This is a genomic window from Arthrobacter sp. ISL-5 (assembly GCF_018613835.1).
Lineage (GTDB): Bacteria > Actinomycetota > Actinomycetes > Actinomycetales > Micrococcaceae > Arthrobacter.
The window spans coordinates 34,005-55,617 of sequence record NZ_JAGGPM010000018.1; the positions used below are offsets into that span (position 1 = coordinate 34,005).

Here is a 21,613-nt window from a genome sequence, read left to right on the forward strand (position 1 = left end):
GCGCTTCCTTATCTGAGCCTTTCCACACTGGTCGCCCCGGCGTCCCCGAACCTAGACTCGGTGCCATGACCGAATCAAAGTTCAACGATCTCCTGTCCCTCCAGATCGGCAACGAATTCGCGGCCTCGCAGCAGTACGTGGCCGTGGCCGTCTGGTTCGCCAACCAGGACCTCCCCCAGCTGGCCAAGTACTTTTACCGGCAGTCGGTGGAGGAACGTAACCACGCCATGATGATGGTCCAGTACATGCTTGACCGCGACGTTCCCGTAGAGGTTCCCGGGGTCCCCGCAGTCCGCAACGACTTCGCGTCCGTCACGGAGCCGCTCGCGCTCGCGCTGCAGCAGGAAAAGGAAGTCACGCGCAGCATCGAAGGCCTGTTCCGAGCCGCCCGCGCCGAGGACGATGCCCTGGGTGAACAGTTCATGCTGTGGTTCCTGAAGGAGCAGGTGGAGGAAGTAGCCGCGATGACCACGCTGCTGAACATCGCCGAACGCGCGGACAACCTCTTCGACATCGAGAACTTCATAGCCCGGGAAACCGTCGGCGACGGCGGCCGAGATTCGTCCGGCCCGGAGGCCGCCGGCGGGATCCTCTGACAGCGGCGGCCGGCACCGCGCGCCGGTGACCTTTGCCACCAACTGTGGCCGCCGCCGTCGGGCGTTGCTAGGCTAACCACCAAGGTCCCGATCGGCGGACCTCCGGACGACGGTTCAGTACCCGGCACGCGACAAGACTGGCCAAAGGATCTGTCATGTCCTGGTTAATCCTCATTCTCTCGGGCGCACTCGAGGCCGTATGGGCCGCAGCACTGCGCCGCGCGTCGCGGTCTTCGGGGCGGCGCCGGATCGCACCCATGGCCCTCTTCCTCGCGTCGGTCGTGGCCAGTACCGCCGGCCTTGCCGTCGCGATGCAGTCCATTCCCACCGGAACCGCGTACGCGGTGTGGGTTGGCGTGGGCGTGGTGCTGACGTCCGTCTATGCGATAGCCGCCAAGGTTGAACGGCCGACGGCGGCGCGCATCGCGCTGCTCGCCGGGATCGCCGCGTGCGTGGTTGGCCTGAAGGCGGTGGCGTAATGCTTGCGAAGCCTGCCACGGCCTGGGTCATCCTGCTGGCCTCGGCCGTCCTGGAGGCTGTCTGGGCCACCGCACTGGGCCAGTCCGACGGCCTGACCCGGCCGCTGCCCACCCTTGTTTTCGCCGTGACCGCCGCGCTCAGCCTGCAGGGCCTGGGCATGGCGGTGAAGACCATCCCCCTCGGCACCGCCTACGCCGTCTGGGTGGGGATCGGCGCGGCCCTGACCGTCGGCTGGGCCATGGCCACCGGCGTCGAGCCCTTCAGCCTGCTCAAGGTGCTTTTCATCGCCGGGATTGTGGGCTGCGCCGCGGGACTCAAAATGCTGCCGGCCGGCCGCTCAAGCACCGGCGCTGAGTCTCCCCACCTTTGAACGGCTGTGTCGGCGGGTCGCAGAGAAACGCCGGGGCATCCGAGCCGCCGGACGTGAAAACCGGGGAGATTCGGCGGCCGGTCCCGGAAGGAGTTGTCGGAATACCTGCCCGCCCTCCTTGGTTCTTGGCTGGGACGGCAGTTCCTTGGAGATGGAGATTGAGATGACGAACAACCCGGCAGCATCGGTTCACCTGGGTGACGGCCTCCGCGTGAGTCCGCTCGGGTTCGGCGGCATGGCGCTCACCCCCGTGTATGGCGAGGTTGACCCGGCGGAGGCGCTCCGGACGCTGCGGCATGCGGTGGACGCGGGCATCACCTTCATCGACACGGCCGACATCTACGGCGGCGGCAGCAACGAGGAGCTGATCGCGAAGCTGCTCAAGGACCGCCGCGGCGACGTCCAGCTGGCCACGAAATTTTCCCTCGTGGGCACGCCGTCCACGGGCTACACCGACATCCGCGGGGACGCAGCGTACGTCAAGGAGGCCGCCGACCGCAGCCTCCGACGCCTCGGCACGGACGTCATCGACCTCTACTACATGCACCGCCGCGACGTCCGGGTTCCCATCTCGGAGACGGTCGGGGCCATGGCCGAACTGGTTCAGGCGGGCAAGGTCCGGCATCTGGGGCTGTCCGAGGTGACGGCCGATGAACTGCGCGACGCCGCGGCCGTCCACCCCATTGCCGCGGTCCAGAGCGAATGGTCCATCTGGAGCCGTGACGTGGAACGGAACGTGGTTCCGGCCGCCGCGGAACTGGGCGTGGGCTTCGTGCCGTACTCGCCGCTCGGCCGGGGCTTCCTGACCGGAACGGTCGACGCGTCCCGGCTGGGCGACAACGATTTCCGGCGCAACATCCCGCGCTTCGCCGAGGGAGCGCTGGACGCCAACGAAGGCGTGGTGAACGCCGTGCGTTCCGTGGCGGCCGGGCTGGAGGCGACTCCGGCCCAGGTTGCCCTGGCCTGGCTGCTGGCCCACGGCAGACGGCTCGGCCTGCCGGTGGTCCCGATTCCCGGCACCCGCAAAGCGCACCGCATCGATGAAAACCTGGGCGCCCTGTCGCTCGAGTTGAGTGCCGCCCAACTGGACGTGCTCGACGGCGCCGCGGACGCCGTCGTCGGCTCCCGGTCCGCAGATCTGCGGTGGGTGTCGCAGGGACGCGAGTAGGCGCGTTTTCCCGGGGACTAGCGCGCCGCGCTGGCTGCTGAGCGCACAAAACCGCCTCGCCTCCGCATTCCGATACTGGAATCCGCGGTAGGCGCGGCGGCATTGTGCTCAGTGCGCTGTCTTGGCTCGACGTGCTGTGCTGGCTCAGCTTCGTAGACTGAACCGCATGGACACGCTCATTCACTCACTCCGGGACATCACCATCCGCCGCATTTCAGTCAGCGAGATGGACAACAACGTGTATCTGCTCACCGCCAAGGAGTCCGGCGCGCAGCTGCTGATAGACGCCGCGGACGAACTTCCCGCGATTCAGTCGCTGCTCGCGGACGCCTCGGCAGACACCTCAGCGGCGCCGAAGCTGGCCTTGGTGGCCACCACGCACCAGCATTGGGACCACGTCAGGGCACTGCCCGGCCTGGTGGAGGCAACCGGGGCCCGGACCGCCGCGGGAACCGATGACGCGCCGGAGCTTCCGGTGCCCGTGGACGTGCTGCTGGACCACGGGGACGTCGGCAACTTCGACGGCTTCGACGTGACGGCAGTGCACCTCCGCGGACACACGCCGGGATCCATTGCGCTGGTGTACCAGGATCCGGAAGGTCCTGCCCACATCTTCTCCGGCGACTCGCTGTTCCCGGGTGGGGTGGGCAATACGCAGAAGGATCCTGCGCGGTTCGCCCAGCTGATCACCGACGTGACCGAGCGGCTGTTCGACGTGTATCCGGACGACAGCGTGGTGCATCCGGGCCACGGCAAGCCCACCACCCTGGGCGCGGAGCGTCCGCACCTGGACGAGTGGCGGGCCCGCGGCTGGTGAGCCTGGTTAACCACCGATCGAGTGCTCCGCAACTGCCGTTATGAACCTTCTAAACGGCGGTTACGGAGCACTCGATGTCGGTTAGGAGACCCTAGCGGCCGCGGCGTTCGTTCGACGCCGGAGCCGAGGCGCGGCGGGGGCCGCTGCGTGCCGGACGGCCTTCGCCGGAGCGTCCGTTGCCGCCGCCGGCGTAGGAGCCGCCCGAGGTGCCGCCGGTGTTGGAGGACCAGACAGCCTTGTTGCCGCCCGTGGTGCCGCCGGCAGCGCGCTGGCCGCCGGTGTTGGCTCCGGTGCGGGCACCGGAGCCGGCAGCGGCTGCGCGCTGGCCCGTTGCCGGACGTCCGCTGCGCTGGCCGCCCGTCGTCGGACGGCCGGTGCCGCCGCGGGGAGCATCGCTGCGGGTGATGCGGGATTCGGAACGTCCGTCCGAACCGCGGCCGGCCGAGGTACGGCCACCGGCGGCCGGAACGTCGTTGCGGTGCGTGGACGCCGTGCCGCGGCCACGTGCGTTGCGGCGTGCAGCTGCTGCTGCCTGGGCCCGGTCTTCGTTTTGCTCGATGACGCGGTCTGCGGCGTTGCGCGCTGCGGCCTGGCCTTCGTACGCCGCTGCACGGCGCTCTGCACGGGGCAGGTCGGTGCGGGGAGCCTCAGCCGAAACCCGCCCGCGTCCGCCCCGGCCACCCCGGCCACCCGTTGTGGGTGCAGCCTGGCGGCGTGCGCGCTTGCGCTCTGCGTTGGCACCGGTGGAGGTGCCGCCGCCGTGCTGCGCAGCCTTGGCGGCGAGCAGTGCGGCGCGGGTGCGCGGATCGATCTTGTCGGCCATTTCGCCGACGAGTTCCGCGACCAGCGGCGAGTTGGCGGTGACGCGCTCGAAGTTGACCTCGACGCCGGCAGCCTTCATCAGCTTCTTGACGTCCGACTGCTGCTCGGGCAGGGTCAGCGTGACCACGGTTCCGTCCGAACCGGCACGTGCCGTACGGCCGGAGCGGTGCAGGTACGCCTTGTGCTCCGTGGGCGGGTCGACGTGGATGACCAGTTCGACGTCGTCCACGTGGACGCCGCGGGCGGCGACGTCGGTGGCCACCAGGACGCGGACCTCGCCGGAGGAGAACTCGGCCAGGTTGCGGTCACGGGCGTTCTGCGACAGGTTGCCGTGGAGGTCGACGGCGGGAATCCCGGCGTCGGTGAGGGTCTTGGCCAGCTTGCGGGCGTGGTGCTTGGTGCGCATGAAGAGCACGCGGCGACCGGCACCCGAGGCGAGCTCGACGATCAGCTGCTTCTTGACGGTCTGGTCGTTGACCACGAGGACGTGGTGTTCCATCGTGGTGACGGCGGCCTGCGGATCGTCAACGGAGTGCGTGAGCGGGTTGGACAGGTAGCGCTGGACGATCTTGTCCACGCCGTTGTCCAGCGTGGCGGAGAACAGCAGGCGCTGGCCTTGGCTCGGGGTCATGTCCATGAGCTTCTTGACCACGGGCAGGAAGCCGAGGTCGGCCATGTGGTCTGCCTCGTCCAGGACGGTGACCTCAACGGCTTCGAGGGACAGGATGCGCTGGCGGATGAGGTCCTCCAGGCGGCCGGGGCAGGCGATGACGATGTCGACGCCGGCGCGCAGGGCCTTTTCCTGGCGCGCCTGGGAGATGCCGCCGTAGATCACGGTGGTGTTCAGGCCCATGGCCTTGGCCATCGGTTCGATGGTGGCGTTGATCTGCGTGGCCAGTTCACGGGTGGGTGCAAGGACCAGGCCCATGGGACGGCCGGGCTTGCGGAAGTGCTTGGCTTCGCGCTCGGCGAGGCGGGCCACCAGCGGGATGGCGAAGGCGATGGTCTTGCCGGAGCCGGTGCGGCCGCGGCCCAGGACGTCGCGTCCGGCCAGGGTGTCCGGGAGGGTCTTGACCTGGATGGGGAACGGTTCAATGATTCCCTGCGCGGTCAGGGTGTCGGCGAGTGCCTTGGGCGTGCCGAGGGCAGCGAAAGTAGTCATGTGTTTTATCAGGGTCTTTCGGGCGGTATCCATGCGGATATCGGCCCCCGATGCCGGTTGGCTCAGGGGGTCGCCGAGGAAAAGTCAGGTGATCAACCGGCCGGCGTAATGCGGCTGGGACCAAATAGCGTTCATCGACGCAGGATGTGCCTCTCACATGAAAAAAGCCCACCCCCTGCAAGGACGGATCCGTTGCGGGGTTCCGGTTGATGGACCGGAACAAAGTGGGCATCACTGCACATCAAGTTTCACCAGTCTAGCATTAGCCGGCCCCCGCCACTGTCGGCCCGGGCTTCCGGCCGTCCGCCCGGCCGTCCGCCGGGCGGGACTGCGCCTGGCGCTGTGACGAATATTACATCGAACATCGGGCGACATTTGAGGCTGCCACGCTGAACATATGTCGAGCGCTCGAGCAGGGCTGCACAGCCCGGCAGATGGCCACCGCCCCGCCTGGGCCCAAGGCCTCACACCCCGGCTACGCAGGGAGAATGCCTCTTCCCCCGGCGGGGTCCTAGGACCTTGGCGGGCGACCGGGCGGCCGGAGCAGCCGGCCGGCACCCCCGGACCGCCCACCTTGGGGCTGCCCGCCTGGTCCTAGTCTTAACCCACCCCCAAATTGTTAGTTCCGTCACATCGTCGGCGGATCAACGCGGCCGGCAGTGCACCTAATTGCAATCGCCGGCACCTGTGACAAGGAAGAAGACTCGATGTCTGAACGCACCACCACCGTTCCCCTTCAATCGCCCACAGAAACTGCTGCACCCGGACAGGGCAAGGAAGAGCACCTCGCCCGCGCCTTGGGCAACCGCCACATCCAGCTCCTGGCCATCGGCGGCGCCATCGGCACCGGACTGTTCATGGGCTCCGGCAAGACCATCTCCCTCGCCGGGCCCTCCGTGATCTTCGTCTACATGATCATCGGCTTCATGCTGTTCTTCGTCATGCGCGCCATGGGCGAGATCCTGCTATCCAACCTCAACTACAAGTCCTTCAGCGATTTCGCGGGCGACCTCCTCGGTCCCTGGGCCGGGTTCTTTACGGGCTGGTCCTACTGGTTCTTCTGGGTAGTGACGGGCGTGGCCGACATTGTGGCGATCGCCGGGTACGTGGACAAGCTCGCCCCCGGCACACCCCTGTGGATTCCCGCGCTGATTACACCGGTGGTCCTGATCCTGCTGAACCTCCCCACGGTCAAGGCCTTCGGCGAAGCGGAGTTCTGGTTCGCGATCATCAAGGTGGTGGCCATTCTCGCCCTGATCGCCACCGGCGTGGTCATGATCGCCACCCATTTCACCTCGCCCAGCGGCGCGGTGGCCAGCCTCGCCAACATCTGGAACGACGGCGGGATGTTCCCGCACGGCATGTTCGGCTTCATCCTCGGCTTCCAGATCGCCATATTCGCCTTCGCCGGCATCGAGCTGGTTGGCACTGCCGCAGCGGAAACCAAGGACCCGGAAAAGAACCTCCCCCGGGCCATCAACTCCATCCCCATCCGCGTCCTGCTGTTCTACGTCGGCGCACTCGTGGTCATCATGGCCGTCAACCCGTGGCGCAGCATCGACCCCGCCAGCAGCCCGTTCATCGGCATGTTCACCCTGGCCGGCCTGGGCATCGCCGCCGTGGTCATCAACCTGGTGGTCCTGACGTCCGCCGCGTCCAGCGCCAACTCGGGCATCTACTCGACCTCGCGCATGGTCTACGGCCTCGCCCAGGACGGCAACGCCCCGAAATCCTTCGGCAAGCTGAGCGTCCGCAAGGTCCCGCAGAACGCCCTCCTGTTCTCCTGCATCTTCCTGCTGGCCGGGCTGGTCCTGCTGTACGCGGGAGACTCCGTGATCGGCGCCTTCACCGTGGTCACCTCAGTGGCGTCCGTCCTCACGATGTTCGTCTGGTCCATGATCCTGGTCAGCTACATCGTGTTCCGCCGGCGCAGGCCCGAACTCCACGCGTCGTCATCCTTCAAGATGCCGGGCGGCTCCTTCATGCCGTACGTGGTCCTGGCGTTCTTCGTGTTCATGCTGGTGGCCCTGGCCCAGGCTGAGGACACCCGGCTCGCCCTGGTGGTTGCCCCGCTGTGGTTCCTGCTGCTGGGCGCCGCCTGGTACTTCAACCGCCAGACACCCCTGCAGCAGGCCCGGATCGCGGAATGGACCGCGGACTCCACCGCCGGCGCCGCGTCGCCCGCGGCCAAGGCCTAGCTGTACCCAGAACCACAAACCAGAAACACAAACCGCGCGGCGGAACACACCGGTGTTCCGCCGCGCGGTTTTCTTCTGCCCGCTCCTACGGTCCGCTCCCACGTCCGCGCCTGTTTTGTTTCAGCGGTGAGGAAGGTGTTAAACGGAAATTACATGGCCCGCCGGGCTCTGTAACAAGCGCGGCGAAGGATGGACACATGCCGGGCTGACAACCGGTGCAGCGTCCCTCCGCCGAAAGGATCTGACCGTGACCTTGAAGAACCTCTTCCTCCAGGGCATCTTCCCGTTCGACGGAGCCGGCCTGGAAAAGCCGGTGCCCATCCACAGCCAGCTCTCGCACTACGTTCCCGACGGCGTGATCAACCAGACGCTGTATTTCCGGGGCGGCAACTCCTCCCCCGAGCTGATCACCGTAGTGCTGATGCGGGACGGCGTGCCCATGCGGTACTTCCCCATCGGGGCCAAGGGCGACGTCCACGTACCGCTCCGGGTGGTGGAGGACATCGAGGGAGGATCGCTGATCGAGCTCCGGCTGCTTGCGGACACGGGTGTCACCGGCGCTGTGGTGGTCGATCTGGGGATGGTGGAGCACTGATGACCACGCTGGCCAGCCGGTCCGCCCGGACCAAAACCGTTGATTCCCGCCGTCGGCTGGTGGTGATCGGCAACGGCATGGCGGGGGCGCGCGCCGTCGAGGAGATCCTGGCCCGCGGCGGGGCGGTACAGTACCGGATCACCATGTTCGGTGACGAGCCGTACGGGAACTACAACCGGATCATGCTCAGCCATGTCCTCTCCGGCGAGGAGGACACCGGCAACATCTTCCTGAACTCACTGGCCTGGTACCGGGACAACGACATCACGCTGCACGCCGGCGTCCGGGTGGACAAGATCGACCGCTTCGCCAAGCTGGTGTTTTCCGGCGACGGCCGGGCCACCCCCTACGACGTCCTGATCATCGCCACCGGCAGCCGCTCGCACCTGCCGCCGATGGACGGCATGTACACGCCGGGCGGACGGCTGCTGCCCGGGATTTTCGCCTTCCGCACCATCGACGACACCACCGGCATGGTGTCCTACGCCCAGCAGGACCACCATCACCGCGCCGTGGTGATCGGCGGCGGGCTGCTGGGGCTGGAAGCCGCGCGGGGGCTGCAAAGCCACGGCATCGACGTCGAGGTGGTCCACTCCGGCGGGCACCTCATGAACGCGCAGATGGGGCCCGACGGCGGAGCCGTCCTCCGCCGCAGTGTGGAAGCCCTCGGCATCGGGGTCCACACGGGCAGCCGGACCACGGCCGTCCTGGGCGCGGACAGAGTGCGGGGCGTCAGGCTGCGGGACAAGCCGGACATCGAGTGCGACATGGTGGTGGTGGCCGCCGGAATCCGGCCCAACGTGGACGTCGCAGTCACGAGCGGCCTGCCCGTGGAGCGGGCCATCGTGGTGGACGACCAGATGCGGGTGCCCGACGAGGATGAGATCTACGCGGTGGGCGAGTGCATCCAGCACCGCGGCGAGGTGTACGGCCTGGTGGCTCCGCTGTGGGAGCAGGCCGCCGTGCTGGCCGACCACGTGACCGGCGCCAACCCGAAAGCGGCCTACCTGGGTTCCCGGACCGCCACCAAACTCAAGGTGGCCGGCGTCGACGTCGCATCCATGGGGCTGCAAGCCCCGGAACGGGACACCGATGAACACGTGGTGTTTTCGGAGCCGAGCCGCGGCGTCTTCAAGTCCATCGTGATCCGGGACAGCAAGATCGTGGGCGCAACGCTCCTCGGGGACAGCCGCAAGGTGGCCTACCTGACGCAGGCGTTCGACCGGGGCCTGCCGCTTCCCGACGAGCGCGTCTCGCTGCTGTTCGACATTGGCGGACCGGGCGAGGAAGCGGGAGTGGCCGAACTGGCCGGCGACGCCCAGGTCTGCAACTGCAACGGCGTCAGCAAGCAGACGCTGGTGGATACGGTGGCCGGCGGCTGCACCACACTGGCCGGAGTCATGGATGCCACGCGGGCGGGCAAGGGCTGCGGCTCGTGCAAGCTGCTGGTCCGGCAAGTGGTGGAGTGGGCCGCCGACGGCGCCGTGGAGGAGGACCCCGCGGCGGCGTACTACGTTCCGGGCGTGCCGCTGGAAAAGGCCGCGCTGATGAAGGCCATCCGCGAGCAGGGGCTGCGGTCCGTGTCCGCGGTGTTCGCTGCCCTGGCCCCGGGCGGCGCCGAGGACGCGAAGTCGAAGATGGGCCTGGCCTCGCTGCTGAAGATGATGTGGGCCGGCGAGTACATCGACGAACGCGACGCGCGGTTCGTCAACGACCGCGTCCACGCCAACATCCAGCGCGACGGCACGTTCTCCGTGGTGCCGCAGATGAAGGGCGGCGTGACGTCGCCGGAGCAGCTCCGCCGGATCGCCGACGTCGCGGACAAGTACAAGATTCCCATGGTGAAGCTGACCGGCGGGCAGCGGATCGACCTGCTGGGTGTCCCTAAGGAGGACCTGCCGAAGGTCTGGGCCGACCTCGACATGCCATCCGGCTACGCCTACGGCAAGAGCTTCCGCACGGTGAAGACGTGCGTGGGGCAGGAGTACTGCCGCTTCGGCACGGGCGATTCCACCCGGCTGGGGATCGAGATCGAGTCGCGCTTCCAGGGCATCGAATCGCCGGCGAAGCTGAAGCTGGCCGTGTCCGGCTGCCCGCGGAACTGCGCCGAGTCGCTCGTCAAGGACGTTGGCGTGGTGGCGGTGGACGGCGGCCGCTGGGAGATCTATGTGGGCGGGGCGGCCGGGGCCCACATCCGGAAGGGCGACCTGCTGGCCACGGTGGACAGCCCCGAGACCGTGAAGCTGCTGGCCGGCCGCTTCATGCAGTACTACCGCGAGCGCGCCAACTGGCTGGAACGGACGTACGCGTTCGTGCCGCGGGTGGGGATCGAGCACCTCCGGGCGGTGATTGTGGACGACGCCGAAGGCCTTGGCGCGCAACTGGACGCCGCCATGCAGGAGTCGGTGGACGCCTACGTTGATCCGTGGACCGAACGCGACGACCCCTTCACCCCCGGCCAGTTCCGCACCTCGCTCCCCCTCGAGGTCCTCCCCCAGGTGCCGGTCCGATGAGCGCCAGCCCCGACGCCGGGCAGGGCACCGGCCTTTCGAACACCGGGCAGGGCGCCATCCTGCACGTCCTCGGCCCGCTGGACCAGGTTCCCGTGGGCGAGGGCCGGGCATTTGGCGTGGCGGGCGAGCAGATCGCGGTGTTCCGGCTCCGGGACGGTTCGCTCCGCGCCGTCTCCGCCGTCTGTCCGCACAAGGGCGGTCCGATCGCCGACGGCACCATCGACCAGGCGGTGGTGATGTGTCCGCTGCACCAGCACGCCTTCGAGCTGGACACTGGCTGCTCCACCACCGGGGCCGGCCCGCTGCGCAGGTATCCGGTGTTCGCGGACGGTAACCGGAACATCGTCCTGCGGCTCCCCTGATCCCTTGGGCTGGGGATACCTAGTTGGGCAGGGGATTCTGTGGCAGGGTATCCCCATGGACTACACCGCAGATCCGCGCGTGGATGCCTACATCGATGCCCTGCCCGAGTGGCAGCAGGCGGTGTGCCGGGAGGTCCGCGAGCTGGTCCACGCCGCCGATCCCGGGGTAGTGGAAACCATCAAGCGCACGCGCCAGCCCTACTTCGTCCTGGAGGGCAACGTCTGCGCGCTCCTCGCCGCCAAGGACCACGTGAACGTCTTCCTGTACGACGGCGGGCTGACGCCGGATCCGGAGCACCTCATCACCGGCGGGCATGAGAACAAGACGGGGCGCACCGTGGCCTTCTACGAAGGCGAGTCGATTAACGCCCCGGCCCTGACCGACATGTTCAGGTCCATCATTACCAACAACCGCGCCGGCGGCTGGCGCAGGATCAAGAAGGACCAGTAGCCATGGCCGACCACCAGCACTCGCGCGCCAACAACGGCGAAACCAGTCACGCCGAAGCAGGGCACGACGGCGCCGGTCACCATGGTGGGAACGGCGGCGACGGCGCCGCGCGGCTTTGGGACGACATGTACCGCAGCCGCCCGCGCGTCTGGAGCGGCCGGCCCAACCCGCAGCTCGTGGCGGAAGCCGGCGGCCTCGCCCCCGGAACTGCACTCGATCTCGGCTGCGGCGAAGGCGCGGACGCCCTGTGGCTCGCCGAGCATGGCTGGACGGTAACCGCCGTGGATGTGTCCGCCGTCGCGCTTGAACGGGCTGCCGCCCATACGGCGGAAACCGGGTTCGGCCACCGCGTCACCTGGCTGCAGCGGGACCTGGAAACGTGGGCGCCCGAGGAGCGGTTTGACCTCGTCTCCGCGCAGTTCCTGCACTCCACGGAGATGCCCTGGCAGCGGTCACACCGGATTGCGGCCGACGCCGTCCGGCCGGGCGGGACGCTGCTCGTGGTGGGGCACCACCCGGACGGGCTGCCGCCGTGGGCGAGCCATGCCGCCGGCAGCCACGACGCCGGCAGCCACGCGGGGTCCGCGAGGTACTTCACAGCCGAGCAGCTCGTGGCCGAACTCGGCATCGCCCCGCCGGAGTGGAGCGTGGAGGTGGCGGAAAGCCGGGAACGGGAAGCCACCGGCCCCGACGGGCAGATGGCCATCCTGGCCGACGCCGTCCTCCGCGCCACCCGGCTGAAGGCAGCGGACATCCCCTAAATGCCAACGCGAGGAGCGTGGACCCATGGCCAGATTGGTTGCTGAAATGACGATGTCCCTGGACGGCTTCATTGCCCTCCCGGACGACTCCGTGAACGGCCTCTTCGACTGGTACAGCAACGGGCCGGTGGACATTCCCACCGCGCGGTCGGACATGACCTGGCACGTCACGGAGGCGAGCGCCGAGCACCTGCGCCGCACCATGTCCACGGCGGGCGCTCTGCTGGTGGGCCGGCGGATCTTCGACATCACCCACGGCTGGGACGGGCAGCACCCCATCGACTGCCCCATCGTGGTGCTCAGCCACTCCGTTCCGGACGGCTGGCCCCGCGACGGGGTCCCCTACACGTTCGTCACCACTGGGTTCGCGGATGCGGTCAAGGCCGCAACGGCACTTGCCGGCGACAAGGATGTGGGCCTGGCCGGACCCGACGTCATCCGGCAGGCTATCGACGCGGGCCTCGTGGAGGAGATCCGGGTCAATCTGGCCCCGTGGCTGCTCGGCGAGGGCATCCGTTTTTTCGACCATCTCGCCGCCGCGCCGGTGAAACTCGAGCAGACCCGGGTGATCCAGGGCGATGCCGTCACCCACCTCTACTACAAGGTTCTGCCGCGCCTCTAAGAAGAACTCCGTACTAGTCGGCAACCCGCGGCGCGATGGCGACCGCGGCTGCGGCGATCACCGCCGTCAGTGCGAAGACCCCGGCGAAGGAAGCCGCCGTCGTCGTCAGCGCGGTGAACACGATGCCGGTGGCCGCGAGCGCGAGGGCCCCGCCGAGGGAATCGGAAATGGACATCGCCGAGCTGTTGAAGCCTTCCGTGTCCGGTGTGGAGAGCGCGAGTGTCATGACGCTCAGCCGCGGGTACATCAGTCCCATGCCGCCGCCGGCAAGAATCCAGCCGAAAATCGCGACGGCGGCGGGCCAGCCGAAGGCGGTGGTCACCAGGGCGAGGACGATCGCGGCCAGCACCAGCAGCGAGCCGATCCGCACCGCGACGGGGCTGCCCAGCCGCCCGCCCAGGCGCCCCTGGATCCCGGAGGCCGCGGCCCAGGCGAGCGCGCCGCCGGTCAGGGTGAGGCCGGCGAACGTGGGCGAGAAGGCGTAGCGCTCCACGAGCAGGTAGGGAAGGTGGACCTCAGCGCCGAAGAACGCGGCGGACGCGAGTCCGCGGGTGAGGATCACGCTGGGCAGCCCGCGGCGGGCGGTCAGGGTGCCTCGCGGCACCAGCGGCCTGACCGCCAGCAATGCAACCACGACGGCGGCCCCCGCCACGAGCGGGCCGGCCACCGGCACCCCGGAGGACAGGTTCAGGCCCAGCACGGCCAGCGCGGCGAGCGCAGCCCAGGCCAGCCGCCCGAGGGCCCACGGCGCCGGCTGGTCCTCGGGGCCGGACCGGACCCTCCGCAGCGCCGGGACCAGCATGGCCAGCGCCGGCACCACGAGCACCACGACGCCGAGGAACACCCAGTGCCAGCTGGCCAGCTGCGCCACGAGCCCGGCGGCGAAGGGACCCACGAGGGACGGGATGACCCAGGCGGCGGAGAACGCGGCGAAGATTTTGGCGTGCAGGACGGCCGGGTAGGCGCGGGCCACCACCACGTACAGGGCCACGGTCATCGCGCCGCCGCCCAGGCCCTGGACCAGGCGGCCCGCCACCAGGGCGGGCATGCTTCCGGCCGTGCCCGCAATCAGCAGGCCCAGCGCAAAGACGGCAACGGAGACGTACAGCGGCGCCACGGGGCCGCGGCGGTCGGACCAGTTCCCGGCGCCCACCATGCCGATCACGCCGGTGGCCAGCGGACCCGCGAAGGCGAGCGCATAGAGTCCGGCGCCGTCGAGCTCGCGGCTCACGATCGGCATGATGGTGGTCACGGCGAGGGATTCGAAGGCTGCCAGGAACACCAGGGCGCACGCGCCAACGGTCACCAGGAGATAGGGGCGCTGGAGGATCCCGGCGGCTGGCGGGGCGGGGAGCGGCGGGGCGGATTCGTGCACGGCGGCCTGATCGGTAGTCATGGACGCAACCGTAAAACCTCAACTAAGGTTGAGGTCAAGCTGCGCCTCCAAGAGGGGCGGGCGGTCATGGGGGTCTAGGCGGGCGGTCATGGGCGGGCGACGGTGCCGGCCGGCGCCGTTCTGGAGCTAGGGGGACAGCATGCCACACCAAACTGCCGGGACGCACGCGCTGAGCATTGGCGAGCTGTCGCAGCGGAGCGGCGTGGCGCCGTCGGCCCTTCATTTCTACGAACGCAACGGGCTCATCACGTCGGAACGGACCTTGGGCAACCAGCGCCGCTACGGCCGGGACATGCTGCGCCGGGTGGCGTTCATCCGCGTCTCGCAGCGCGTGGGAATTCCGCTCAAGGACATCCGCACGGCGCTGGATTCGCTGCCGGAGGGCCGCACGCCCACGAAGCGCGACTGGTCCAGGCTCTCCCGGCTGTGGCGCTCGGAACTGGACGCCCGCATCGAGGCCCTGCACCACCTGCGCGAGGACCTGGACGGATGCATCGGCTGCGGCTGCCTAAGCCTGAAGGCCTGCCGGCTGCAGAATCCGTCCGATGAACTCGGGGCCGGCGGTTCCGGCCCCGTCCGCTGGGAACCCGCCCCCGGCGCGTAGGCCCGCGTCCCGCCCCCAACTGGGTAGCAGCTGACGCGATTCCCAGCGCTGAGAAGCGCGTCAGCTGTTACCTAGTTGGGCGGACCCGGCGGGAACGACGACGGCGCCACTCGCCGTCGAGTCCGGGTTCAGCATCCAGCCCACGCGCTTGACGGTGGTCAGCATGACGACGCTTTCGACCAGTTCAATGCCGGGGACCTTCTGCTGCAGGGCAAGTTCGGCATCCATGACGTCGGCCAGGGACTGGAGCCACATGATGATCACGAAATTCGTGGGCCCCGTGGTCGAGGCGCTGAGCCGCACGTTCCGGATGGTCCGGAGGGCGGCCGCCGCGGCTTCGTGCTGACCGGCCGGGACGTTGACGAACCACTGGCAGGTCACGGGAAAGGACGAGTATCTTTGCGCAATCTCGCACCGCAGGGACAGGATCCCGCTGGCCAGCACCCGGTTCAGCTGCCGCTGGACCGTTGCCGGGTTGCGGCCGAGCGCGCGTGCGATGTCGGCCGCCGTCGCACGCCCGTCCTTGGCAAGGAAGGGCAGGAGGGCCAGATGGGTCGCGGGCAGCGGCGCCTGCGCGGCGTCGGGACGTTCGGGGTCCGCCGCCCCGAGTCTCGCCAATGCCCTGAAGGATGCCTGCTGCGCACGGCTGAGCACGTTCAGCCGCCAGGAATCACCGCCGGCGTGCAGCCGTGTGCACAGTGAAGTCTGGTACTTGAGGAGCCCGTCAATGTCCTTCAGCCGCGAGACCACGTTGGTGCTGAACTCCTCCAGCGATCCGGTAATGACGGTCAGCATGAGGTCCCGGTGGCTCGCGGCCTCTTCAACCGTGACGATCTCCGGCATCGCGGCGAGCCGGGCCGTGACGTCGTCCCTGCGGTTCATCTCGCAGTCCACGGCCACGAACGCGAGGCACATCTGCTTCGGGTCGCCGATCAGGTGCGCCGTGATCCAGGACGCTCCGCCCGCCCGCAGCCGCTCCCACCGGGCCGCGAGCGTGGTGGCATGGACGCCAAGGATCTCGGCGGCGTCGGCCCAGCTCACCCGCGGTGCGATTTGCAGGGCATGGATGAGCGCCAGATCTTCCTCACTGAGTTCCAAGATCATCTCCGTTGCGTGAATCCTGCGGATTTGCCTACTGCAGTGCATTTTTCCAGCACTTTACCGGACTGTGAAGTAGGCCACTTCAGAATAGACCCACAACGCCGAACCACAGACGAGGAGTACACGTGCCGATTGCCGCAGACGCCCGGGAGATGCAGGGAGACCTTGCCCGGCTCCGCCACGACCTGCACCGGTGGCCCGAGATCGGCCTCGACCTGCCGCGAACCCAGGAAAAGGTACTGCAGGCCCTGGACGGGCTGCCGTACGAAATCACGTTGGGCAAGGACACGACGTCGGTCACTGCCGTCCTGCGCGGCGGCGCGAAGGGCAGGGCGAAGGGCGGATCCGAGGGCGGCGCGAACTCCGCCGCGAGCGCCAGCGCCCCGGCGGTGCTCCTCCGCGCCGACATGGACGGGCTGCCCGTCCAGGAGAAGACGGGCGTGGGCTACAGCTCCACGATCGACGGCGCCATGCACGCCTGCGGCCACGACCTCCACACGTCCATGCTCGCCGGCGCGGCCACGCTCCTCGCGGAACGCCGGCACCGGCTGGCCGGCGATGTGGTGCTGATGTTCCAGCCGGGCGAGGAGGGCTTCGACGGCGCAAGCTACATGATCCGCGAAGGCGTGCTCGATGCCCCCGGCCGGCGCGTGGACGCCGCCTACGGCATGCACGTGTTTTCCTCCCTCGAGCCGCACGGCACGTTCTGCACCAAGCCGGGCGTCATGCTCAGCGCCTCGGACGGCCTTGTTGTCACGGTGCTGGGCGCCGGTGGCCACGGCTCCACCCCGCACTCGGCCAAGGACCCGGTCACCGCGGCCGCGGAAATGGTGACCGCCCTGCAGGTCATGGTCACCCGCCAGTTCAACATTTTCGATCCTGTGGTCCTGTCCGTGGGCGTGCTCCGCGCCGGCACCAAGCGCAACGTCATCCCGGAGACTGCCCGCATCGAGGCCACCATCCGGACCTTCTCCGACGAGTCCCGGCAGCGGATGATGGACTCCGTGCCCCGGCTGCTCAAGGGCATCGCGGCGGCGCACGGCCTCGACGTCGACGTGGACTACCAGCAGGAATATCCTCTCACCATCACGGACGAGGACGAGACGCACACCGCGGAAAACGTCATCGCCGGACTGTTCGGCGAATCGAGGCTGTCGCGGTGGGCCACCCCGCTGGGCGGCTCCGAGGATTTCTCCCGCGTTCTCGCCGAGGTGCCCGGCACCTTCATCGGGCTGAGCGCCGTGCCTCCCGGCACGGACCACGCCACCTCGCCGTTCAACCACTCACCGTACGCAACGTTCGACGACGGCGTGCTGGCTGACGGGGCCGCCCTCTATGCGGAACTCGCCATCTCCCGCCTCGCGGCACTGGCCGCCCAGTCCCCTTCCCCCGCACCGGCCTCCACGGTCGCTTCCTAGCCCACCCCACCACAGGGAGAAATCCATGACCGCCATCATCAACCCGCAGCGCGCGGACCGGGTGTCCACCCGGAAGACCATCGTCGGCACCGGCATCGGCAACGCCGTCGAATGGTACGACTGGGCCATTTACGCGACCTTCACACCGTTCATCGCCAGCCAGCTCTTCAGCAAGTCAGATCCGGCTTCGGCCGTGCTGTCCACCCTGGCGATTTTCGCCGTCGGCTTCGTGGCCCGCCCGTTCGGCGGGTTCCTGTTCGGCTGGATCGGCGACAGGGTGGGCCGCAAGACCTCCATGACGCTCGCCGTCGGGCTCGCCTCGCTGGGCAGCCTGATGATCGGCGTCGCGCCGACGTTCGCCGCCGTCGGCGCGTGGGCATCGCTCACGCTCCTGGTGGCCCGGCTGGTCCAGGGCCTGGCCCACGGCGGTGAGCTGCCGTCGTCGCAGACCTATCTTTCCGAGATGGCGCCACGGGAGCGCCGCGGATTCTGGGCCACGCTGATCTACACTTCCGGCACCGTGGGCATCCTGTTCGGAACGCTGTTGGGGGCCGTCCTGAACATGGCGCTGAGCACCGAGGTCATGAATGCCTGGGGCTGGCGGATCCCGTTCCTGATCGGCGCCGCGATGGGCCTGTACGCGCTGATCATGCGGTCCCGGCTGCACGAGACGGACGCCTTCGAGGGCGAGTCCACCACGGAGAAGCGCGCGCCCATCTGGCCCCAGATTGTCCGCTACCGCAAGCAGGCCCTGCAGGTGATCGGCCTGACCGTGGGCCTCACGGTGATCTACTACATCTGGGGTGTGGTGGCCCCCAGCTATGCCACCACCGCGCTGAAGATCGACCGCGGAGAAGCACTCTGGGCCGGCGTCATCGGCAACATCGTGTTCATTGCCGCCCTGCCGTTCTGGGGCAAGCTGTCGGACCGGATCGGCCGCAAGAAGGTGCTGTGGGCAGGAGCGATCGGGGCCGCCATCATGCACTTCCCCATGACCTGGCTGCTGAAGGACTCCGCCTGGCAGCTGGCGGTAAGCATGTCCGTGATGCTCATCTTCATCGCCGCGAGCGCCGCCATTGTGCCCGCCGTCTACGCGGAGCTGTTCCCCACGAGCATCCGGACCGTGGGCGTGGGCGTGCCGTACTCCATCTGCGTGGCGCTCTTCGGCGGGACCGCTCCCTACCTGCAGCAGTGGCTCGGCACGACGCTCCAGCTGCCCAACCTGTTCAACGTGTACGCGGTGGCGCTGCTGGCCGTGAGTGCGGCGTTCGTCTTCACCATCCCCGAGACCAAAGGCAAGGACCTGACGCACTAGCCCTTCCCCATTCCCAACTGGCTAGCAGTTGTTGTCGTTTTGAGCCCTCATAACGACAACAACTGCGAGTCAGTTGGGACTTAGCCGCCGATGTACCGGTTCCGCCCCGCCCGGTACCCGAACACCGCCGCGAGCGCGCCCACCACGAGGAACAGCACGCCGGCGGCCGCAAACGATCCCGTGGCCTGGTGGAGCTGGCCCACCATGAGCGTTCCGGTGGAGCCGAGGCCGTAGCCCACGCCCTGCATCATGCCGGAGAGGTGGGCAGCGGTGTGGCCGTCGCGGGTGCGGAGCATGATCATGGTCAGGGCCACGGCCGTGAGGCTGCCCTGCCCCAGACCCAGCAGCCCGGTCCACAGCCAGATCAGCTCCAGCGGGCCGAAGATGCTCAGCGCAAAACCGCCCCCGGTCATGAGCGCCACCACCGTGTTGATCACCCGCTGGTCCCGGCACCTCGCGGCGAGCGCCGGGGCGAAGAGGGAGCCGAGCATCTGCAGCACGATCGACGCCGACACGATCAGCCCCGCCGTGCCGCCGTCCACGCCGCGTTCGCGCAGAATCGGCGCCAGCCAGGCAAAAACGCTGAAGGACATCATGGCCTGCAGCACCATGAAAATCGTGACCTGCCAGGCAACCGCCGAGCGCCACACGTTCACGCCGTCCCGCACCGCCTTGTGCTGCCCGTGCCGCTGCCGCACGGCAACCGGAAGGAAAAGCAACAGCACGACGGCGGCCGGCACCGCCCAGAACCACAGCGCCGAGGCCCATTGCCCGGTCGCGTTGAAGACCGGATAGGTGAATCCGGCGCCCAGGGCTGCGGATGCGCAGATGGCCGTCGTGTACAGGCCGCCCATCAGGCCGAGCCGGTGCGGAAAGTCGCGTTTCACGAGCCCGGGCAGCAGCACGTTGCAGAGCGCGATGGCCGCGCCGCAGGCCGCCGTTCCGGCGAGCAGCGCCGGCAGGTGTCCGGCGCCGGGGAGGTCCGTGGGACGGAGGAGCAGACCCGCGGTCAGGACCGCCATCGCACCGAACAGCACGCGCTCGGCGCCGAACCGGCGCGCCAGTACCGGACCCAGCGGCGCGAACACCCCGAGCAGCGTCACCGGCACGGTGGTGAGCACCACCACCGCCCAGCCCGGCAGGCCGACGTCGGCCGTCACCTCCGGAAGCACGGCCGAAAAACTGGAGAACACCGTCCGCAGGTTCAGCCCGATCAGCACCAGGCACAGGCCCAGGTACACCAGCGCCCGCCGGCTGCCGACGCGGGTGGGCTCGGCCGCGGGAACGTCGTCAATCTCGGCATCCACGAGGGCGGAGACGGACGGGGCGGCGGCGGGGGGCGTGCTGCTCGACCGCGGCTTTTCAGTATGCGTCACGGTGCCTATTCTGGCAGGACGCCGTGCCGCCCCCGGGCAGCCGGACGTCGGCCATCCCCTGCGCGACGCGTCACCGTGCCCAGAGCGGCCAGAGCCGTTCCGCCTTGCGCCTGACCTCCGAGTAGGGGACGTCCGCGCTCTTGGCTTGGGCGAAGATGCTCAGACCCAGCATCGATGTCGCCAAGGCACGCACCGTGTGGAAGCGGTTTTCAAACAGGCTCCGTTCACTGATCCACGACACCGCATCCGCTTCGGGTTTCCACACGGCGGTGTATCTTGCCGCCGCGACGGGCAACTGGTCCGGCATGTTCCCGGCGGCGCTGATGCACTGTTCGAGCGTCATGGCCGACTCCATGGCGCCGTTGACTCCCTGCCCGATCGGCGGGTAGGGGGCCGCCGCGTCACCGATCAGCACGGCTTTGCCGCCGTGGAACTGGGAGCAGTTCAGGCTCCGTCCAATGTGATAGCAGGTTCGCTTCGCGAAGGCCTCGACCTGTCCGTCGCCGGCGAATTCCAGAACGCGCGGGCAGCGCTCCTGCAGGAAGCGCCGGGCCTCGTCAGCGGAGGGGAATTCGATGTGTTCCTTCGTCCCTATGGCGCAGAACCACCTCGCGGACAAGGATCCTTCGTCGCCCTTGATGGCTCCGGCAACGCAGAAGGGGCGCGTCGAGAGCCCGTGCAGGTAATTCTCGTCCAGCCGATTTCCGACCTTGTCGAGTTCGAGCATGGTGCAGTAGTTGGGGAAGGATTTGGCCGTGACGGTGAATCCGGGGATCTGGTCCTGGAGGGCCGCGCGGATTGTGGAGCCGGCCCCGTCCGCGCCGACGATGAGATCAAACTTTCTGGTCATCAGGGGCCCGGATTTCGGTGCGACAGTAAGTGATCCGGAGCGCGTGTCCGCAGTTTCCACGCGGGTTTCGAACTCCGTGGCCACCAGGTCGCGGTACTTTTCGAGGACGGACATGAGGGCGCGGAGGATGTCGCCCCGCGATCCGGTCCATCCGGGGAGGGTCCATTCTTCCGTTCCCCTACCCGGGATCTTGAGGCCCTTGAACCTGATCATTCTGTCGTCGAACTCGGGGCAGGCATCGATGTGCTGGAGTGCCTTCAGCCCGTGCCCGGAGATGTCGATCGTGTAGGAACGGTCCGGGTTGAAGCGCGGGGCCGCGTCAGGATGGACGTCACGTTCGAAAACTGTTGAACTGAGTCCGCGGCGGGCGAGCGCAATCGCGAGCACCAGCCCGGACGGACCGGCCCCAAGGATCGCGATGGCCCCGGCATTGGTCTTTGTCCCTGGCTCGGGAGTCGATGATTCCATGGCGTTTCCTGAAGGCGTGATGATATGGAACGGGTAGGCCGCCCGGCTGGCTGGTCTCCGGGACGAACAGCCATGAGCGTGCAGCCGGTGAGCGGCCAGCCTCTGGGATAGCAACACTTTACGCTGGCCGGTTTAGGCAGGGAACCACCGGAATTGGACCCCGCCAAC

At 68.4% G+C, this 21,613-nt stretch carries 20 protein-coding genes and 1 riboswitch; of the genes, 15 read left to right on the forward strand and 5 right to left on the reverse strand.

The genetic code is table 11. From position 1 onward, the window contains the following. The first annotated feature begins 65 nt into the window (after positions 1-65). The 5 genes from J7I89_RS10225 to J7I89_RS10245 all read left to right on the forward strand — a co-directional run bounded on the left by J7I89_RS10225 (position 66) and on the right by J7I89_RS10245 (position 3,431). Positions 66-596, forward strand: a complete 531-nt coding sequence (locus tag J7I89_RS10225; protein ID WP_214969676.1) for a ferritin — start codon at positions 66-68, stop codon at positions 594-596. Positions 597-675: 79 nt separating this feature from the next. Further along, a riboswitch (guanidine-III (ykkC-III) riboswitch) is annotated at positions 676-742 on the forward strand. 9 nt (positions 743-751) lie between these two features. Next, positions 752-1,075, forward strand: a complete 324-nt coding sequence (locus J7I89_RS10230; protein ID WP_214969677.1) for a multidrug efflux SMR transporter — start codon at positions 752-754, stop codon at positions 1,073-1,075. Continuing rightward, on the forward strand, positions 1,075-1,446 hold the full coding sequence (locus J7I89_RS10235; protein WP_214969679.1) for a multidrug efflux SMR transporter: 372 nt from the start codon (positions 1,075-1,077) through the stop codon (positions 1,444-1,446). Before J7I89_RS10230 ends, J7I89_RS10235 begins: the two co-directional genes overlap by 1 nt. A 163-nt stretch (positions 1,447-1,609) precedes the next feature. Beyond that, complete coding sequence (locus tag J7I89_RS10240) at positions 1,610-2,614, forward strand: aldo/keto reductase (protein WP_251045142.1); 1,005 nt, start codon at positions 1,610-1,612, stop codon at positions 2,612-2,614. Between the two features lie 166 nt (positions 2,615-2,780). Next, a complete protein-coding gene (locus J7I89_RS10245; RefSeq protein ID WP_214969684.1) occupies positions 2,781-3,431 on the forward strand; it encodes an MBL fold metallo-hydrolase in 651 nt (216 codons plus the stop codon). Positions 3,432-3,522: 91 nt separating this feature from the next. Here J7I89_RS10245 and J7I89_RS10250 read toward each other — a convergent pair whose 3' ends face one another. After that, positions 3,523-5,415 (reverse strand): DEAD/DEAH box helicase, encoded by a 1,893-nt coding sequence (locus tag J7I89_RS10250; RefSeq protein WP_214969685.1) that lies wholly within the window; start codon positions 5,413-5,415, stop codon positions 3,523-3,525. A gap of 707 nt (positions 5,416-6,122) precedes the next feature. Here J7I89_RS10250 and cycA point away from each other — a divergent pair. The 7 genes from cycA (at position 6,123) to J7I89_RS10285 (ending at position 12,917) form a co-directional block, all read left to right on the forward strand. Further along, entirely contained in the window at positions 6,123-7,613 is a 1,491-nt protein-coding gene (cycA, locus tag J7I89_RS10255) for a D-serine/D-alanine/glycine transporter (protein WP_214969687.1), read from the forward strand. A 247-nt stretch (positions 7,614-7,860) separates the two neighbouring features. Next, a complete protein-coding gene (locus tag J7I89_RS10260) occupies positions 7,861-8,208 on the forward strand; it encodes a molybdopterin oxidoreductase (RefSeq protein WP_214969689.1) in 348 nt (115 codons plus the stop codon). Further along, on the forward strand, positions 8,208-10,721 hold the full coding sequence (gene nirB, locus J7I89_RS10265; protein WP_214969691.1) for a nitrite reductase large subunit NirB: 2,514 nt from the start codon (positions 8,208-8,210) through the stop codon (positions 10,719-10,721). The genes J7I89_RS10260 and nirB overlap by 1 nt, the downstream gene beginning before the upstream one ends. Then, on the forward strand, positions 10,718-11,083 hold the full coding sequence (locus J7I89_RS10270) for a Rieske 2Fe-2S domain-containing protein (protein WP_214969692.1): 366 nt from the start codon (positions 10,718-10,720) through the stop codon (positions 11,081-11,083). Before nirB ends, J7I89_RS10270 begins: the two co-directional genes overlap by 4 nt. A 55-nt stretch (positions 11,084-11,138) precedes the next feature. Then, positions 11,139-11,534 (forward strand): DUF1801 domain-containing protein, encoded by a 396-nt coding sequence (locus tag J7I89_RS10275; protein ID WP_214969694.1) that lies wholly within the window; start codon positions 11,139-11,141, stop codon positions 11,532-11,534. A gap of 2 nt (positions 11,535-11,536) precedes the next feature. Further along, positions 11,537-12,295, forward strand: a complete 759-nt coding sequence (locus J7I89_RS10280; RefSeq protein ID WP_214969695.1) for a class I SAM-dependent methyltransferase — start codon at positions 11,537-11,539, stop codon at positions 12,293-12,295. A gap of 25 nt (positions 12,296-12,320) precedes the next feature. Then, a complete protein-coding gene (locus J7I89_RS10285) occupies positions 12,321-12,917 on the forward strand; it encodes a dihydrofolate reductase family protein (protein ID WP_214969696.1) in 597 nt (198 codons plus the stop codon). Positions 12,918-12,930: 13 nt separating this feature from the next. Here the strand turns inward: J7I89_RS10285 and J7I89_RS10290 are convergent, their stop codons facing one another. Then, complete coding sequence (locus J7I89_RS10290) at positions 12,931-14,313, reverse strand: MFS transporter (RefSeq protein WP_214969697.1); 1,383 nt, start codon at positions 14,311-14,313, stop codon at positions 12,931-12,933. Positions 14,314-14,452: 139 nt separating this feature from the next. Here J7I89_RS10290 and soxR point away from each other — a divergent pair, with 139 nt between their 5' ends. Beyond that, a complete protein-coding gene (soxR, locus tag J7I89_RS10295; protein WP_214969698.1) occupies positions 14,453-14,917 on the forward strand; it encodes a redox-sensitive transcriptional activator SoxR in 465 nt (154 codons plus the stop codon). Positions 14,918-14,977: 60 nt separating this feature from the next. Here soxR and J7I89_RS10300 read toward each other — a convergent pair whose 3' ends face one another. Beyond that, complete coding sequence (locus J7I89_RS10300; protein WP_214969699.1) at positions 14,978-16,021, reverse strand: Lrp/AsnC family transcriptional regulator; 1,044 nt, start codon at positions 16,019-16,021, stop codon at positions 14,978-14,980. A 122-nt stretch (positions 16,022-16,143) separates the two neighbouring features. On the opposite strand from J7I89_RS10300, the gene J7I89_RS10305 reads away from it, so the two are divergent. Both J7I89_RS10305 and J7I89_RS10310 read left to right on the forward strand, forming a co-directional pair. After that, a complete protein-coding gene (locus J7I89_RS10305) occupies positions 16,144-17,436 on the forward strand; it encodes a M20 family metallopeptidase (RefSeq protein ID WP_214969700.1) in 1,293 nt (430 codons plus the stop codon). A 25-nt stretch (positions 17,437-17,461) separates the two neighbouring features. After that, positions 17,462-18,751, forward strand: a complete 1,290-nt coding sequence (locus J7I89_RS10310) for an MFS transporter (RefSeq protein ID WP_214969702.1) — start codon at positions 17,462-17,464, stop codon at positions 18,749-18,751. An 80-nt stretch (positions 18,752-18,831) separates the two neighbouring features. On the opposite strand, the gene J7I89_RS10315 is transcribed toward J7I89_RS10310, so the two are convergent. Together J7I89_RS10315 and J7I89_RS10320 are read right to left on the reverse strand one after the other, a co-directional pair. After that, positions 18,832-20,058 (reverse strand): MFS transporter, encoded by a 1,227-nt coding sequence (locus J7I89_RS10315; protein WP_308159865.1) that lies wholly within the window; start codon positions 20,056-20,058, stop codon positions 18,832-18,834. 139 nt (positions 20,059-20,197) lie between these two features. Next, on the reverse strand, positions 20,198-21,445 hold the full coding sequence (locus J7I89_RS10320) for an NAD(P)/FAD-dependent oxidoreductase (protein ID WP_214969705.1): 1,248 nt from the start codon (positions 21,443-21,445) through the stop codon (positions 20,198-20,200). Between the last annotated feature and the right edge of the window lie 168 nt (positions 21,446-21,613).

Bases quoted from the DNA above. Each gene is read 5' to 3' on its own strand.
- J7I89_RS10225 (WP_214969676.1), top strand. From the start codon at position 66: ATGACCGAATCAAAGTTCAACGATCTCCTGTCCCTCCAGATCGGCAAC.
- J7I89_RS10230 (WP_214969677.1), top strand. From the start codon at position 752: ATGTCCTGGTTAATCCTCATTCTCTCGGGCGCACTCGAGGCCGTATGG.
- J7I89_RS10235 (WP_214969679.1), top strand. From the start codon at position 1,075: ATGCTTGCGAAGCCTGCCACGGCCTGGGTCATCCTGCTGGCCTCGGCC.
- J7I89_RS10240 (WP_251045142.1), top strand. From the start codon at position 1,610: ATGACGAACAACCCGGCAGCATCGGTTCACCTGGGTGACGGCCTCCGC.
- J7I89_RS10245 (WP_214969684.1), top strand. From the start codon at position 2,781: ATGGACACGCTCATTCACTCACTCCGGGACATCACCATCCGCCGCATT.
- J7I89_RS10250 (WP_214969685.1), bottom strand. From the start codon at position 5,415: ATGACTACTTTCGCTGCCCTCGGCACGCCCAAGGCACTCGCCGACACC.
- cycA (WP_214969687.1), top strand. From the start codon at position 6,123: ATGTCTGAACGCACCACCACCGTTCCCCTTCAATCGCCCACAGAAACT.
- nirB (WP_214969691.1), top strand. From the start codon at position 8,208: ATGACCACGCTGGCCAGCCGGTCCGCCCGGACCAAAACCGTTGATTCC.
- J7I89_RS10270 (WP_214969692.1), top strand. From the start codon at position 10,718: ATGAGCGCCAGCCCCGACGCCGGGCAGGGCACCGGCCTTTCGAACACC.
- J7I89_RS10275 (WP_214969694.1), top strand. From the start codon at position 11,139: ATGGACTACACCGCAGATCCGCGCGTGGATGCCTACATCGATGCCCTG.
- J7I89_RS10280 (WP_214969695.1), top strand. From the start codon at position 11,537: ATGGCCGACCACCAGCACTCGCGCGCCAACAACGGCGAAACCAGTCAC.
- J7I89_RS10285 (WP_214969696.1), top strand. From the start codon at position 12,321: ATGGCCAGATTGGTTGCTGAAATGACGATGTCCCTGGACGGCTTCATT.
- J7I89_RS10290 (WP_214969697.1), bottom strand. From the start codon at position 14,313: ATGACTACCGATCAGGCCGCCGTGCACGAATCCGCCCCGCCGCTCCCC.
- soxR (WP_214969698.1), top strand. From the start codon at position 14,453: ATGCCACACCAAACTGCCGGGACGCACGCGCTGAGCATTGGCGAGCTG.
- J7I89_RS10300 (WP_214969699.1), bottom strand. From the start codon at position 16,021: ATGATCTTGGAACTCAGTGAGGAAGATCTGGCGCTCATCCATGCCCTG.
- J7I89_RS10310 (WP_214969702.1), top strand. From the start codon at position 17,462: ATGACCGCCATCATCAACCCGCAGCGCGCGGACCGGGTGTCCACCCGG.
- J7I89_RS10320 (WP_214969705.1), bottom strand. From the start codon at position 21,445: ATGGAATCATCGACTCCCGAGCCAGGGACAAAGACCAATGCCGGGGCC.